The organism is Streptomyces sp. NPDC050528 (assembly GCF_044457795.1).
In the GTDB taxonomy this organism is placed as follows: domain Bacteria; phylum Actinomycetota; class Actinomycetes; order Streptomycetales; family Streptomycetaceae; genus Streptomyces.
Map to the genome: position 1 here is coordinate 666,339 of NZ_JBITHH010000001.1, position 14,191 is coordinate 680,529.

General features: G+C 68.9%; 11 protein-coding genes and 1 tRNA gene. 2 read left to right on the forward strand and 10 right to left on the reverse strand.

What is annotated here, in order from left to right:
• Window positions 1–97 precede the first annotated feature (97 nt).
• The 6 genes from thrB to ACIBK4_RS03075 all read right to left on the reverse strand — a co-directional run bounded on the left by thrB (window position 98) and on the right by ACIBK4_RS03075 (window position 7,444).
• Entirely contained in the window at window positions 98–1,027 is a 930-nt protein-coding gene (thrB, locus tag ACIBK4_RS03050) for a homoserine kinase (protein ID WP_398991528.1), read from the reverse strand.
• A gap of 271 nt (window positions 1,028–1,298) precedes the next feature.
• Window positions 1,299–2,357, reverse strand: coding sequence for a threonine synthase (gene thrC, locus ACIBK4_RS03055; RefSeq protein ID WP_398991530.1), 1,059 nt, complete (start codon window positions 2,355–2,357; stop codon window positions 1,299–1,301).
• A gap of 6 nt (window positions 2,358–2,363) precedes the next feature.
• Window positions 2,364–3,656, reverse strand: a complete 1,293-nt coding sequence (locus ACIBK4_RS03060; RefSeq protein WP_398991532.1) for a homoserine dehydrogenase — start codon at window positions 3,654–3,656, stop codon at window positions 2,364–2,366.
• A gap of 151 nt (window positions 3,657–3,807) precedes the next feature.
• Window positions 3,808–5,199 carry a diaminopimelate decarboxylase gene (gene lysA, locus ACIBK4_RS03065; RefSeq protein ID WP_398991534.1) on the reverse strand — a complete coding sequence of 464 codons (1,392 nt, stop codon included), beginning with the start codon at window positions 5,197–5,199 and terminating at the stop codon, window positions 3,808–3,810.
• 63 nt (window positions 5,200–5,262) lie between these two features.
• Complete coding sequence (gene nrtL, locus ACIBK4_RS03070; RefSeq protein WP_398991536.1) at window positions 5,263–6,645, reverse strand: ArgS-related anticodon-binding protein NrtL; 1,383 nt, start codon at window positions 6,643–6,645, stop codon at window positions 5,263–5,265.
• 259 nt (window positions 6,646–6,904) lie between these two features.
• Window positions 6,905–7,444, reverse strand: coding sequence for a response regulator (locus ACIBK4_RS03075; RefSeq protein WP_398991538.1), 540 nt, complete (start codon window positions 7,442–7,444; stop codon window positions 6,905–6,907).
• Window positions 7,445–7,596: 152 nt separating this feature from the next.
• On the opposite strand from ACIBK4_RS03075, the gene ACIBK4_RS03080 reads away from it, so the two are divergent.
• Both ACIBK4_RS03080 and ACIBK4_RS03085 read left to right on the forward strand, forming a co-directional pair.
• A tRNA-Arg gene (locus ACIBK4_RS03080) sits at window positions 7,597–7,668 on the forward strand.
• A 315-nt stretch (window positions 7,669–7,983) separates the two neighbouring features.
• On the forward strand, window positions 7,984–8,550 hold the full coding sequence (locus ACIBK4_RS03085; RefSeq protein WP_398991540.1) for a hypothetical protein: 567 nt from the start codon (window positions 7,984–7,986) through the stop codon (window positions 8,548–8,550).
• Between the two features lie 97 nt (window positions 8,551–8,647).
• On the opposite strand, the gene ACIBK4_RS03090 is transcribed toward ACIBK4_RS03085, so the two are convergent.
• The 4 genes from ACIBK4_RS03090 to ACIBK4_RS03105 all read right to left on the reverse strand — a co-directional run bounded on the left by ACIBK4_RS03090 (window position 8,648) and on the right by ACIBK4_RS03105 (window position 14,176).
• Complete coding sequence (locus tag ACIBK4_RS03090) at window positions 8,648–8,875, reverse strand: hypothetical protein (protein ID WP_033282142.1); 228 nt, start codon at window positions 8,873–8,875, stop codon at window positions 8,648–8,650.
• A 166-nt stretch (window positions 8,876–9,041) separates the two neighbouring features.
• Entirely contained in the window at window positions 9,042–9,710 is a 669-nt protein-coding gene (locus ACIBK4_RS03095) for a lamin tail domain-containing protein (protein ID WP_398991542.1), read from the reverse strand.
• A gap of 233 nt (window positions 9,711–9,943) precedes the next feature.
• Window positions 9,944–11,497: a glycoside hydrolase family 16 protein gene (locus tag ACIBK4_RS03100; protein WP_398991544.1), complete on the reverse strand. Its 1,554-nt coding sequence runs from the start codon at window positions 11,495–11,497 to the stop codon at window positions 9,944–9,946.
• A 27-nt stretch (window positions 11,498–11,524) separates the two neighbouring features.
• Window positions 11,525–14,176 (reverse strand): MGH1-like glycoside hydrolase domain-containing protein, encoded by a 2,652-nt coding sequence (locus ACIBK4_RS03105; RefSeq protein ID WP_398991546.1) that lies wholly within the window; start codon window positions 14,174–14,176, stop codon window positions 11,525–11,527.
• Window positions 14,177–14,191 lie beyond the last annotated feature (15 nt).

Genomic DNA, 14,191 nt, shown 5'->3' on the forward strand with positions numbered 1-14,191 from the left:
AAGCACCTCGCCATGGTGGGGTCGGGTGCAGACTTGAGATTAACACTACCGGATCCAACAAACATTCCCCCTCTCGAAATCCGGCGACGGTACGTAGTCAATTGACGCCGGGGGCCGCGAGCGGAAGTACACACGCGCCCTGTGCGTCGAGATCCAGCCGGTTGGCGGCCCAGCCCTCGCCGGCGAGGTGGGACACCTTGTCCGCGTTGTCGGCGTCGACCAGTGCGAGCACGGTCGGTCCGGCGCCGGAAATGACGGCGGGAACTCCGTCCGCCCTCAACCGGTCGACGAGCGCGGCGCTTTCGGGCATCGCCGGAGCGCGGTATTCCTGGTGCAGCCGGTCCTCGGTGGCGGGCAGCAGCAGCTCGGGGCGTCGCGTGAGCGCCTCGACGAGCAGGGCGGCGCGGCCCGCGTTGGCGGCGGCGTCGACGTGCGGGACGCTGCGCGGGAGCAGGCCGCGCGCGGTCTCGGTGAGCACCGGCTTTCCGGGCACGAAAACCACCGGAACGATGGAATCGGCCGGGTCCATCCTGATCGCCCGCGCGGCTCCCCCGTCCATCCAGGAGAGCGTGAATCCGCCCAGCAGACAGGCCGCGACATTGTCGGGGTGGCCCTCGATCTCGGTGGCGAGTTCCAGCAGCGCCGTGTCGTCGAGCTTGGAGTCCCCGCCTATGGTCACGGCGCGCGCGGCGACGATGCCGGCGCAGATGGCGGCGGAGGAGGAACCCAGGCCGCGGCCGTGCGGAATGCGGTTGGCACAGACGATCTCGAGGCCGCGCGGCTGTCCGCCGAGCAGGTCGAAGGCGGTGCGCAGGGCCCGTACGAGGAGGTGGTTCTCGTCGCGCGGGAGGGTCTCGCTGCCCTCGCCGGCGATGTCGATGAGCAGCCCGGAGTCGGCGACACGGACGACGACGTCGTCGTAGAGCCCCAGCGAGAGGCCGAAGGCGTCGAAGCCCGGGCCGAGGTTGGCGCTGGTGGCGGGGACGCGCACCCGGACGGCGGCGGCGCGGAAGGCTGGACCGGCCATCGCTCGATGACTCTCCTTGAGCTGCGTGATTGTCGAAGACATTCGATGGAATTCGATGACATCCGATAGGTACGTGAAGACCCTCGGGCCGTGGAGACGGCGCGGTGCCGAGCCATGCGCGCAGGCATATGCGGCGGGCGGGTTCGGTACAGCCTATCGAAGGAAGGTTCTGTGGCGACATAGGGCGCACAGGAGGCGCACGATGCGTGTCGTAAGCCCCCTGTGCACCCCCCGTAGGGATCTTCCTACGAGGGGTGCACGGGGTACGGCTTTACGCGAGTCCGAGCCGCTCGGCGGCCGTGGCCGCGTCGACGGGGACGGTGACGGGCTGCGGGGCGCCCGCGACCGCCCAGTCGGGGTCCTTCAGACCGTTTCCGGTCACCGTGCAGACGATGGTCTGGCCCGGGTCGACCTTGCCCTGCTCGGCCGCCTTCAGCAGACCGGCGACGGAAGCGGCCGAGGCGGGCTCGACGAAAACGCCCTCCTGCGCGGCCAACAGCCGGTAGGCGCGCAGGATCTCACGGTCCGTCACCTCGTCGATGAACCCGCCGGACTCGTCCCGCGCGTCCAGCGCGAACTGCCAGGACGCGGGGTTGCCGATGCGGATCGCGGTGGCGATCGTCGAGGGGTCCTTGACGATCTCGCCGCGCACGATGGGCGCGGAACCGGACGCCTGGAAGCCCCACATGCGCGGGGTCTTCGCGGCGATGCCGTCGCCGGCGTACTCCTTGTAGCCCTTCCAGTACGCGGTGATGTTGCCCGCGTTGCCCACCGGCAGGACGTGGACGTCGGGCGCGTCGCCGAGCATGTCGACGATCTCGAAGGCGGCCGTCTTCTGGCCCTCGATGCGCACCGGGTTGACCGAATTCACCAGCGCCACAGGGTAGTTGTCGCTCAACTCGCGCGCGAGGGTGAGGCAGTCGTCGAAGTTTCCGTCGACCTGGAGGATCTTCGCGCCGTGCACGAGGGCCTGGCCCATCTTGCCGAGCGCGATCTTGCCGCGCGGCACGAGGACGGCACAGACCATCCCGGCGCGTACGGCGTAGGCGGCGGCGGAGGCCGACGTGTTGCCGGTGGAGGCGCAGATGACGGCCTGCGCGCCCTCCTCCTTGGCCCGGGTGATGGCCATGGTCATACCGCGGTCCTTGAAGGACCCGGTGGGGTTGGCGCCCTCCACCTTGAGGTGGACCTCGCAGCCGGTGCGCTCGGAGAGCACCTGCGCGGGCACGAGGGGCGTGCCGCCCTCGCGGAGGGAGACGACCGGCGTGCTGTCGGACACCGGGAGCCGGTCCCGGTACTCCTCGATGATTCCGCGCCACTGGTGGGTCATTGCTGGTTACTCTCCTTCAACCCGCATGATGCTGGCGACACCCCGCACGGTGTCGAGCTTGCGCAACGCCTCGACGGTCCCGCCCAGGGCGGCGTCGGACGCGCGGTGCGTGACGACGACGAGGGATGCCTCGCCGTCCTTCCCCTGCTGCCGAACCGTATCGATCGAGACACCGTGCTCGGCGAACACGGTGGCGACCTGTGCGAGAACACCCGGTTTGTCGGCGACGTCGAGGCTGATGTGGTACCGCGTGACGACCTCGCCCATGCCCGACACGGGGAGCGCGGCGTACGCCGACTCGCCGGGCCCGGTGGTCGAGTTGAGCCGGTTGCGGCACACGGCGACGAGGTCGCCGAGCACGGCGGAGGCGGTGGGGGCGCCGCCCGCTCCGGGGCCGTAGAACATGAGCTGGCCGGAGGCGTCGGACTCGACGAACACGGCGTTGTAGGCGCCGCGGACGGAGGCGAGCGGGTGGCTGAGCGGGATCATCGCGGGGTGCACGCGCGCGGTGACGCTGCCACCGTCCTCGGCCCGCTCGCAGATGGCGAGCAGCTTGATGGTGCAGCCCATGTTCTTCGCGGAGGCGAAGTCGGAGGCGGTGACCTCGGTCATGCCCTCGCGGTAGACGTCGTCGAGACGCACGCGCGTGTGGAAGGCGATTCCGGCGAGGATGGCGGCCTTGGCGGCGGCGTCGAAGCCTTCGACGTCGGCGGTGGGGTCGGCCTCGGCGTACCCGAGCGCGGTGGCCTCGTCGAGGGCCTCCTGGTACCCCGCCCCCGTCGAGTCCATCTTGTCGAGGATGAAGTTGGTGGTGCCGTTGACGATCCCGAGCACCCGGTTGACCTTGTCGCCGGCGAGGGACTCGCGCAGCGGCCGGATGAGGGGAATCGCACCGGCGACGGCGGCCTCGTAATAGAGGTCCCTCCCCTGCTGCTCGGCGGCGGCGTGCAGCGCGGCGCCGTCCTGGGCGAGCAGCGCCTTGTTGGCGGAGACGACGGAGGCGCCGTGCTCGAAGGCGGTGGTGATGAGGGATCGGGCGGGCTCGATACCCCCGATGACCTCGACCACGACGTCGATGTCCCCGCGCTTGACGAGGGCGGTGGCGTCGGTGGTGACGAGGGCGGGGTCGATGCCTTCGCGGACCTTGGAGGGACGCCGTACGGCGACGCCCGCGAGCTCGACGGGCGCGCCGATCCTGGCGGCGAGGTCGTCGGCGTGCGTCGTCATGATGCGCGCCACCTCTGAGCCGACCACTCCACAGCCCAGCAGCGCCACCTTCAGCGGACGCGTACGCATCATCCGACCTCGTTTCCTCATACCGTCATCGGTTGGACCAGTCTCACTCACCGGACGGGAGTTTCTATCCAGAGTCCGGATCGTGAGACATCGATTTCATTTCTACGGGGGTGGAAGACGGGAGATCTTCCACCCCTTTCCTGCTTCCTCTTATTCAGCCGACGTCGAGACGCAGGAGATCCTCCTCGGTCTCCCGGCGCACGATGACCCGCGACTCCCCATCCTTCACGGCGACGACCGGCGGCCGGAGCACATGGTTGTAATTGCTCGCCATGGAACGGCAGTACGCACCGGTCGCGGGCACGGCGATGAGATCACCGGGCGCCAGGTCCCCCGGCAGAAAGGCGTCCTTGACCACGATGTCCCCGCTCTCACAGTGCTTGCCGACGACGCGCGTGAGCATGGGCTCGGCGTCGGAGGTGCGGGAGACGAGGGCAACGCTGTACTCGGCGTCGTAGAGAGCCGTCCTGATGTTGTCGGACATGCCTCCGTCGACCGACACATACGTCCGCAGCCCGTCGAGGGGCTTGATGGTGCCGACCTCGTAGAGCGTGAAGGCGGTCGGCCCGACGATGGCGCGCCCCGGCTCGACGGAGATACGAGGAGTCCGCAGCTTCGCGGACTCGCACTCGCGGGTGACGATCTCGGTGAGCGCCTTGGCGATCTCGTGCGGCTCGCGGGGATCGTCGTCGCTGGTGTAGGCGATCCCGAGCCCACCCCCGAGGTCGATCTCGGGAAGCTCGACCCCGTGCTCGTCACGAACGGCCTTCAGCAGCCCGACCACACGATGGGCCGCGACCTCGAACCCGGACATGTCGAAGATCTGCGACCCGATGTGCGAGTGGATCCCGATGAGTTCGAGCCCGTCGAGCTGAAGGGCGCGCCGCACGGCTTCGGCGGCCTGCCCCCCGGCCAGCGGAATCCCGAACTTCTGGTCCTCGTGGGCGGTGGCGATGAATTCGTGCGTGTGCGCCTCGACTCCGACCGTGATCCGGATCTGCACGCGCTGCCGCTTGCCGAGGGACTGCGCGATATGAGCGACCCGCACGATCTCCTGGAAGGAGTCGAGAACGATCCGCCCGACACCGGCGTCGACGGCCCGCGTAATTTCGCTCACGGACTTGTTGTTGCCGTGGAAGGCGATGCGGTCGGCGGGCATCCCGGCGGAGAGGGCGGTGGCGAGCTCACCCCCGGAACACACATCGAGATTCAGCCCCTCCTCGTGCAACCACCGCACGACGGCACGGGACAGGAACGCCTTGCCGGCGTAGAAGACGTCGGCGTCCTGCCCGAAGGCGGTACGCCAGGCGCGGGCGCGCTCCCGGAAATCGGCCTCGTCGAGAACGTAGGTCGGGGTGCCGTGCTGCTCGGCGAGCGTCTTCACGTCGACACCGCCGACGGTGACGACACCGTCCGCGTCGCGGCCGACGGTCTGCGCCCACACCTTGGGGTCGAGTTCGTTGAGGTCGGCGGCCGGGGCGGAGTAGTGCCCCTCGGGCAGAACATCGGCGTGCCGGGGACCGGCGGGGTGTGCGGAACGGCTCATGGCGTGTCTCTTCTGTCTCTTCCTGGCGCGCAGATCGTGGATGTCCAGCTGTCTTCGTGGCGCTCAGAGGTGTTCGGGTGCGTCGATGCCGAGCAGGGAGAGGCCACCGGCGAGCACCACCCCGGCAGCTTCGGCAAGCGCGAGCCGGGCACGGTGGGCGGCCAAGGGTTTCTCGTCCCCGAGCGGAAGCGTCGTGGCAAGGAACGGAAGCGTCGCATCGGCTACGGCGACCAGATGCCGGGCGAGCAGATCCGGGGTGCGGTGCGCTGCCGCGCGGGTGAGGAGGCGGGGGTGGTCGGCGAGGCGGGCGAGGAGAGCGGTGGCGTCCTCTTGCGCGTCTTGTTCTACGTCACCGGGTGCGGCGGCGAAACCGAGGTCGGCGGCGTTGCGACTGACGGCCCGGGTGCGGGCGTAGGCGTAACGGACCCGGAAGAGAGGATTGCCCTCCCCCTGCACAAGGAGCTCGGCGCTGAGACGGGGCCGGTCGTGACCGGCGGTGCGCAGAAGAGCCCAACGAGCGGCGTCACGGCCGAGAGCGAGGAGTTCCGCGGGCGCGGACACCGGCACGGGCCGCACATTGACGTCGAGCGGGGCGGGTGCCGCCGGAGTGCCGTACGCATCGACCTCAACACCGAGCACGTCCACCCACTCGGGCTCGGGCCGGGCCTCACAACTGGTGCGGACGAGGGAGCCTTGCGAACGCAGGATGCGGGCGAGGACTTCCATGACGATGAGGGCGCGTGGGTCGTGGGGGGCGTGGAGTTGTACGAGGTAGGGGATGCGGGGGTGGTGGGGGGTGGGGGCGTTGGGGTGGGTGGGGGCGTTTGGGCTGGTGGAGGGGGGCTGGGCGGTGGGGGCGTTCGGGCTGAGGGAAGCGGGCTTGCTGGTGGGCACGGTCGGGGCGCTGGAGCCGTGCTCGCCGGTGGACGCGTCCGGGCTGGCGGCGGCTGGCTGGGCGGTGGGCGCGTCAGGGCCTCTGGAGCCGTGCTCGCCGGTGGGCACGTTCGAGCTGGTGGAGACGGGCTGGCCGGTGGACGCATCCGGGCCGCTGGACCCGTGCTGGTCGGCGAGGGCGTCATGGCTGGTGCCGGGCTCGGTCACGTCGACGAACCCGTAGCGCGGTCCGCGCCGCAGGATCTCCTCGACGAGGGCGGTGGACGCCGTACTCCCGAGACTGATGTTGAGGAACCCGGGCCCGGTGATCTCGACACCGCTGACGCCATGTGCCTCGGCGAGATGCGGCCGCAGCAGCTCGGCGACACGGCGCGGGGTCTTCCCGGCGGGCCGGGCGAGCTGGAGGGCGATGTTGGTGGCGTAGTCCCCGCACCCGCCGGCCCCCGGCACGGTCACGGAGGCCTTCTCCGGCACGGCGACGCGCAGCTCCCCGACCTCGACAGCACGACGCACCGCGCGCAGCACGGTACGGGAGAGCTCGACGGGGGTCACGGGACAAGCGTATGGGAGGAGGGGGGTGGGTAGGCCAGCCGGTTTGGCCGGGGTTCCGGGATGTGGACGCGGGGTCTGTATACGGCGGGGGGCTGTGGGTGGGGAAGGGGAGCGAACCGAGGGGTGGCAGGTAGGGCCGGTATGGGGAGCAGAGCCTCGTACTAGGGACCCTGCGCAAGGGGGGAGGAGATGAGGGGACGGCGATGAGAGATGGAGACCGGGATGGAGACGGAGACGGGCTACCGGAGAGGCTGCTGCCTCAGCCGCCGCTACGCCCACCCCGCCCGGCCCGCTCACCCTCACCGCTACCGGCGCCGGCACCGAAGGCACCACCGATGGAGAGGCCATCGGCCGGATCACGCGGCTCACGCCGCCGCCCCCGCTCTATCAACTGCCGTACGAGAGCGATGAGTTCGGCAGGTTCGAAGGGCTTGGCGAGAAACGCGTCGACGCCGACGTCGAGCCCGCTGTCGACCTCGTACTGGGTGCAGGCGCTGACGATGGCGAGGGGCAGGTCACGGGTCCGGGGATCACTGCGCAACCGGGCGGCGGTACGCAGTCCGTCGAGCCGGGGCATGACCACATCGAGGGTGACCACATCGGGCCGTACCTGGTGAATGACATCCAGACACTCGGCACCATCGGCCGCGGTCACGACCTCGAAACCCTCCAGTTCGAGATTGACCCTGATCAACTGCCGGATGACCTTGTTGTCGTCCACAACAAGCACCCGACCCGACGCGCCTGGCACAACTCGAGAGTAGGTCCGGACCGGCCACCGCGTCCGGGTTTTCCCCACTTCCACCCCCTGCGAGCGACCCGGCACACCGCCCTGCCCACCTTCTCGATCACCTCCCCGATCACCTCCCTGATCACCGAGAAACCTGTTCATGAACACCCGTAAGGAACTGGTAGGGTTCTACCCGTCGCCGCGATCACCGCGACGGACACGCCCCCGTAGCTCAGGGGATAGAGCAACGGCCTCCGGAGCCGTGTGCGCAGGTTCGAATCCTGCCGGGGGCACCTTGTATTTGGTGCCTAAAGACCCCGCCATCAGCGCGTTAGCTGAGGACGGGGTCTTCGCGTTTTGTGCAGGCGGGTGTCGGTTAGAGCCGCCGTTAGTCAGTGATCACGTTGCAATGGCGTGCTGATCTCGAAAGGTCCCCGACGGGGCGGCAGGAGTTCTGCGTACCCTGCGCCTGGTCGCGTTGCTCCGCGCGTGCTGGGACTCGGCCGGTTCGCAGTAGCGACAACCGGTGCGATCGATGGCGCCTCGGTCGTCGTTCGGAGGAGGGTGCGGCGGGGCATCAATCGACGAGTCCATGGCGAGGTTGGGGGGTGACGGACAGCGAGCCTGAGCGTGAGGCCGGCGGTGCTTTGCCGACACCGCAGGAGATTCGCGAAGCCTGGGCGGCAGAGGCGTACTCCGTCCTCGTGGGCGTGGCGCGCAGCTACCACGCCGTCATCACCTACAAGGAGTTGGCTGAGGAGATCCAGAGCGGGACGGGATTCCGTACCAAGGTTCGCTTGCATCACTGGATCGGCTCCACGCTCGGCAAAGTGGTCCGTGAAGCGCATCATCGTGGCGATCCGCCACTGACCGCGCTGGTGGTTCACAGTGACGACGGCATGGTGGGCAACGGCTACAAGGAAGTGCTGGAAGTCGCTGGAGAACCGCCGCTGGAGGACGTGCTGGAACGTGAACAGCATGCCGCCGATGCCCGGCTCGCCTGCTATCGGCACTTCGGAGCAACCCTGCCGCCCGGCGGTGGCGTCCCCGCGCTCGCCCCCCGACATCAGGCGGCCGTCGAACGCCGACGCGAGCGCACCGAGAAGCCTCCGCAGGTCTGTGGCGGTTGCTTCGTCCAGCTCCCCGCGACGGGCATGTGCGACTCGTGCGGTTAGCCGCCGTGGAGTGGAGCAGAGAATCCGGAACCGGACGGCTCAGCCCTGCCGCCCCCAACAGGCCGGCCGGCTAATCCACTTGGCTCGGCAGTCTCCGCTACTTGTCCGCCCGGTACAGCTTGATGTCCCTGTTCACGAACAGGTGGACGTAGCCGCAGCGCCAGCAGATCAGGCCGGTGGCGTTCTCGTCGGCCCAGGCCAGCTTCATGAATTCCATGCCGGTGCTGTTGAGGAGGACGCCCCGGTCGCGGAACAGATCTCCTTGGCAGACCTGGCACTTGAGCCAGATGTCTCCCACCGCTGCGCGTACCGGTTTCTTCGCCATTGCGTGAACTCCCCCGTCCCTGCCGTGTGTTCGGGACGAGGCTACCCGGGTCGAGGCCTGGCGCAGACGTGAGCGGCGCGCCGCCCCTGGCTGGGACAGCGCGCCGCGGATATCGCAGATGTCACGTCATCGCCTGAACGTCATGACGTCGTAGTGCAGTTGGTGGTCAGCGGTGGCCGCCACCGTGACCGCCGCCACCGTTGTGGCCCCCGCCACCGTTGTGACCGCCACCTCCGTTGTGGCCCCCGCCACCGTGGCCGCCACCGTCGTGGTTGCCCCAGGACGTGTCGTCCACGAGGCGGCGGTGGTCGTTGCGGAGGGTGGCGGTGTCGGAGCGGTTGTCCCAGGTGTAGTTGTGGCGGTCCTGGTAGAGGTCACGGTTGGTGTCGCGGCCGACACCGGTGTGGACGCGGACGGTGGCGTGGCCGTCCAGGCGGTAGTGGTGGAAGGTGTAGGTCTGGCCGTCCTTGTTCGAGAGCTTCCAGCCGTCGAGGTTGACGCTGCGGCGGTCGTGGTTGGTGATCTCCACCCACTCGTTGTTCAGGGAGCGGTTGGAGCGGTCCTCCGGTCCCGGAGAGTCGTACTGCACGCGGCTGATCTCCACGCTCGGCCGGGCCGCGTGGTCGGCAGCGGTCGCCGGCAGTGCCGCCGCGCCGACGAGAGCGCCGGCCGCGAGAGCGGCGGCGGCCAGACGGCGGACGGACACGGAAGGTGAAGAGGTCACGGGTTCCCCCAGCATGGTGCGGGCACTTCCCTGGATACGGCTACGGCCGGACCCCGGGCTGTGCGGTGTGCGGGTGGCGGCCTGTTGGCCGCACACCCACACCTTCTCCACCGGACGGTCAGGATATGAGCGATACGTGAATCGTGTTACGAGTCAGTCGTGTTTCCGTGACTGTCGCCTGTACCGTCCATTTATGCGCGTGATGCACCAGGTTGACGCCCCGGCCGGACAACGGGCCTTGCGGGCACTGGGCCGGGCTCCGCATTCGCCACGGTGCGCCACCCCCGGCCCGGCGCGACCGTCACCCGAAAGTGAGTAACGGCGGGGCGCCCACCTGCGCATTGTTACTGGTAGTAACAGTTCTTTGCCGTTCCTGGTACCGGGTCGCCGAACACCGTGTTGGTGCAGGGAGTGCCCCCGTTGAACGACCCGTAGAAGTACTGGCCGTTCGCTCCGTACGCCACCTCGTGCGTGCCTGAGAAGGAGCACGTGCCGTTCTCCGCCGCGCAGGTCGTCCAGGTCGCGAACGACGGGGGTGGGCCCATGAGGTAGCAGGACTTCGCCGTGCCCGAGATCGGGTCGCCGAAGACCGTGTTGGTGCACGGGGTGCCGCCCGGCAGCGTGGCGTAGCGGTACGAACCTGCGGCGCCGTACGCGACTGTCATCACGCCGGAGAACGCGCACGTGTTGTTCTCGGCGGCGCAGGTGGACCAGATGTTGCTTGCCGGGGGTGCCGCCTCCGCGTAGCAGGACTTCACCACCCCTGACGTCGGGTCGCCAAAGACCGCCGTGGTGCAGGGAGTTGAGCCGGTCGCCGTCGTGTAGTTGAAGCGGCCGTTCGCGCCGAAGGCAACCGCCGACGTGCCGTTGAGTGTGCAGGTGCCGTTCTCGCTCGCGCATTGGGGCCAAGTGCCGGGCAGGGCTTGGGTGGTGGAGCCGGTGCTGCTTCCTGTTGTGGTGTACGCCGCCACGTAGTCGACGCTCAGGGTGCCGCCCGATGTCGTCGAGCCGGACGGCGTCGTGCAGCCGCAGGCCGCGTTCGGGAACGTGCCGCCCATCGCCAGGTCCAGGATGATCGACTGGTTGTGGTCGAAGGCCGCCTGCCAAGTGGCCGTGCCCACCTGGGACTCGGCGACCGAGTAGTAGGCGTTGCCGTCCAGGTAGAACGTGATCGTCTCCGCCGAGGTGTTGGTGCGGTCGAGGATCATCGAGTACGTGTGGAAGCCGCTCTGGCAGCCTGAGCAGGCGCGCAGACCGCTGCTGATGCCCGCGCCCTCGTTGCAGGGGCCGCCCGGTGAGGTGCCGCAGTGGATCGTGCCGGCCACGTCGGAGAGGGCGTTGACGTCCTCCATGATGTCGATCTCGCCGTTCTCCGGCCACTGGCCCGGGCCCAGCATCCAGAACGCCGGCCAGTAGCCCAACCCGCTTGAGGGGCTGGGCTGTTGGATGGACGCGGTGACCTCCAGCTTGCCGCCGGCCGGTGCGCCCACGTTCGCCGTCGGGGTCTGGATACGGCCCGACGTCCACGAACTGCCGGAGCCCAGCGCGGTGATGTTCAGGTTGCCGTTGCCATCGAGGTGGGTGTTGGCGGTGGAGTCGGTCATCGTCTCGATCTCACCGGTCCCGAAACTGGAACCCGGGCCGGTGTCGAACTTCCAGTTCGCCGACGAAGGAGCCGATCCCGCCGAGCCGTTGAAGTCGTCGGTGAAGACGGTGGACCAGCCGGCGGGGGCTCCAGGGGCCGCCGCCAGCGCGGGCTGGGTGGTCGTGGTGCCGTAGAGCAGGGCGACCATCGGGGCCAGGGTCGCCAGCCAGACCAGGCGTCGAGACCTCGATCTCGACCTCGGCCTCCGTACGGCGGTCTGCGCGGGCCGCCCTTTCAACTTCGATCTGAACATCGTCCGGCCTTCCTCGTGAGAAGTGCGTCACTGGACGTAACAGGACTTGCTCGTTCCGGAGATCGGGTCTCCGAAGACCGTGTTCGTGCACGGGGTGCCGCCCGTGTAACTGCCGTAGAAGTACTGGCCGTTGGCGCCGAAGGCGACCTCGTGGGTGCCGGTGAAGGTGCAGGTGCCGTTCTCCGCGGCGCAGGTCGTCCAGGTCGTGGTGGTCGGGGGTGCTCCGGTCAGGTAGCAGGACTTCGCCGTGCCGGAGATCGGGTCGCCGAAGACCGCGTTGGTGCACGGGGTGCCGCCCGACAGAGTCGCGTAGCGGTACGAACCTGCGGAGCCGTACGCGACCGTCAACACCCCGGTGAAAGCACAGGAGTTGTTCTCGCTCGCGCACTGGGACCAGACGTTCGTGGTCGGCGGTGCGGGCTGGACGTAGCAGGCCTTCGCGATGCCGCTCGCCGGGTCGCCGAAGGTCGCGGTGGTGCAAGCCGTGCCCGAACTGGCCGTCGTGTAGCCGAACTTGCCCTGTGCGCCGAAGGCGACGGTCTTCGTGCCGGAGACCGCGCACGTGCCGCCCTCCAGCGCGCACTGGGTCCAAGTGCCGGGCAGGGCAGGGTTTTCCGTCGGGGAGACCGTGCCGGTGGCCGCGTAGCCCACGGTGTACGAGCCCGGTTGGACGCCGCGGAAGTAGATGTAGTCGGCGTCCTGGTCGGCGCTCGTGACCCCCGTCGCGCCGGTGAAGGAGGTGCCGTTCCAGGCGGTGCTCCCGTTGATGGAGACGGTGTGGTTCTGGCCGAAGCGCGGGACCGCGATCACGCCGGTGGAACCGGAGTTGGTGCCCGCGTCCACCTGGAGGGTGAAGCCGCCGTCGGCCGGGTGGTCGTAGCTCGCGTGGATCGTTTTGCCGGCGGCGACCGTCAGGGTGCCCTCGACATGGGTGAGGTTTCCGGGGTGCGGTACGACCTGATAGGCGACGCCGCCCGCCGTCGTCGGGGCGATGCCCAGGACGTCGGAGGTGAGGGCGCCGGTCGGGCCGGTGGACCAGCCGTGCGCCATGCTCGTGAACGAGCCGGGGTAGGCCGTGAGGTCCCCCTGCGGTGAATAGCCTTCCCAGAACGTGCTCTTGGTGCCGATCGGCGAGTCGAGCATGAAGCCCCACTCGGTCCTGATGAGGTTCAGCGCGTTGGTGTCGTCGCCCGCCGCGAAGTGCGCGTACACCTCCATCGAGCCGGTGAACGGCGAGATGTTGTTGCTGAACTCCGGGGTCTGTGCGCCTCGGCTCCCCCAGTTGGTGCGCAAGTAGGCGGCCACGCTGCGGGATTGGGTGGTGCCGGGGGTCACTCCGTACCAGACGGCCAGGGAATTGCCGTCCTGCGGGTGGAGCGAGCTGGTCGGGTTGTCCTTGTACGCGCCGGGCGATGCGTCCCAAAGGCGGCTGTTTATCTGGGACTTGAGGGAGGCGGCCTTGCTGCTGTAGGTCGCGGCCAGGGTGCTGTCGCCCTCTGCCTGGGCCAGGGTCGCGCCGGTGGTCAGGACGCGGTAGAGCATGGCGTTGGCCGCGATGTTCTCGCCGCCCTGGCCGCTGCGGGCCCAGTCGAGCGTGCCGGTGACGTTGAGGAGACCGTTGCTGTCGATCTTGGCGGTGATGAAGTCGACGCCCCGCTTGTAGTTCGCCCAAATGCCGTCCAGCCAGGCCTTGTCGGCGCTGTCGAGGTAGTACGTGGACGTGCCGATGAGCGTCCACATGTGGTACGTGTCCGAGCCGAAGAAGTTGAACTCCGGGCCGCCCCAAGGGAGTTCGCCGGTCGACTTCTGAATCTGGTAGAGCGTGGTGAGGGAGTTGCGGGCGGCGGTCAGGTCGTCCGTGCTGACGTAGGCGGTGGGGAGGGAGACGCCCAGGTCGCCCGGCCAGACGGAACGGTCGCGCTTGGCGCCGTCGACCAGGACCTCGCTGCCGACGCCCACCGTGGCGTTGTTCTCCCAGCCGGAGGACACCGGCGGGTAGACGCGGCCCTGGGTCGGGTCGATGGTGTTCAGCTGCACGGTGTAGGCGCCCGCGTACCAAATCCGGTTCAGCTCGTCGTCGTTGGAGTAGAAGTAGTCCGGGTACGCGGCCGGGTTCGAGGCACCGGGCGCGGCGGTGAAGTCGAGGGAGACGCCGTTGACGTCCACCCAGCCACCGGAGTTGAGGAACAGCGTCAAGTAGCGGAAGCCGCCGCGCAGTTTGTCGGTGGGCATGGTCCAGCTGCCCGCGCCGCCCACGGTGGCGTAGATCGCGCCGTCCGTGCCGCCGGCCGAGTTGTCGCTGCTGGTGCCGGTGTAGAGCGAGGACTCGCTGAACGCCAGGCCGACACTCTGACCCGCGCCGCTGGCACCGGCGAAGTTCAGGGTGACGATCCCGCCGACCTCTTTGCCGAAGTCGAGGGTGACCGCGGAACCGTTGCCGTTCAGGCGAGTTGACTGGTGGGACAGCACGTTCGTCGGGTTGCTGACGGAGCCGCTCGTGCCGTAGACGGCGGTGGGGGCGAGGGTCCGGGAGGTCGGGGAGAGGTTGTAGGCGTCGCCCGGGGTGGCTGCCGTAGAGACAGTGGCAGCAACTGCGGACGGTGGGGATTCGAGCGATACCGCGCCGCCGAACGCCAGGCCCAGCGCGACGACGAGCGCGATGCGGAACGTGCGTTTCATGAGGCTGCTTCTCCT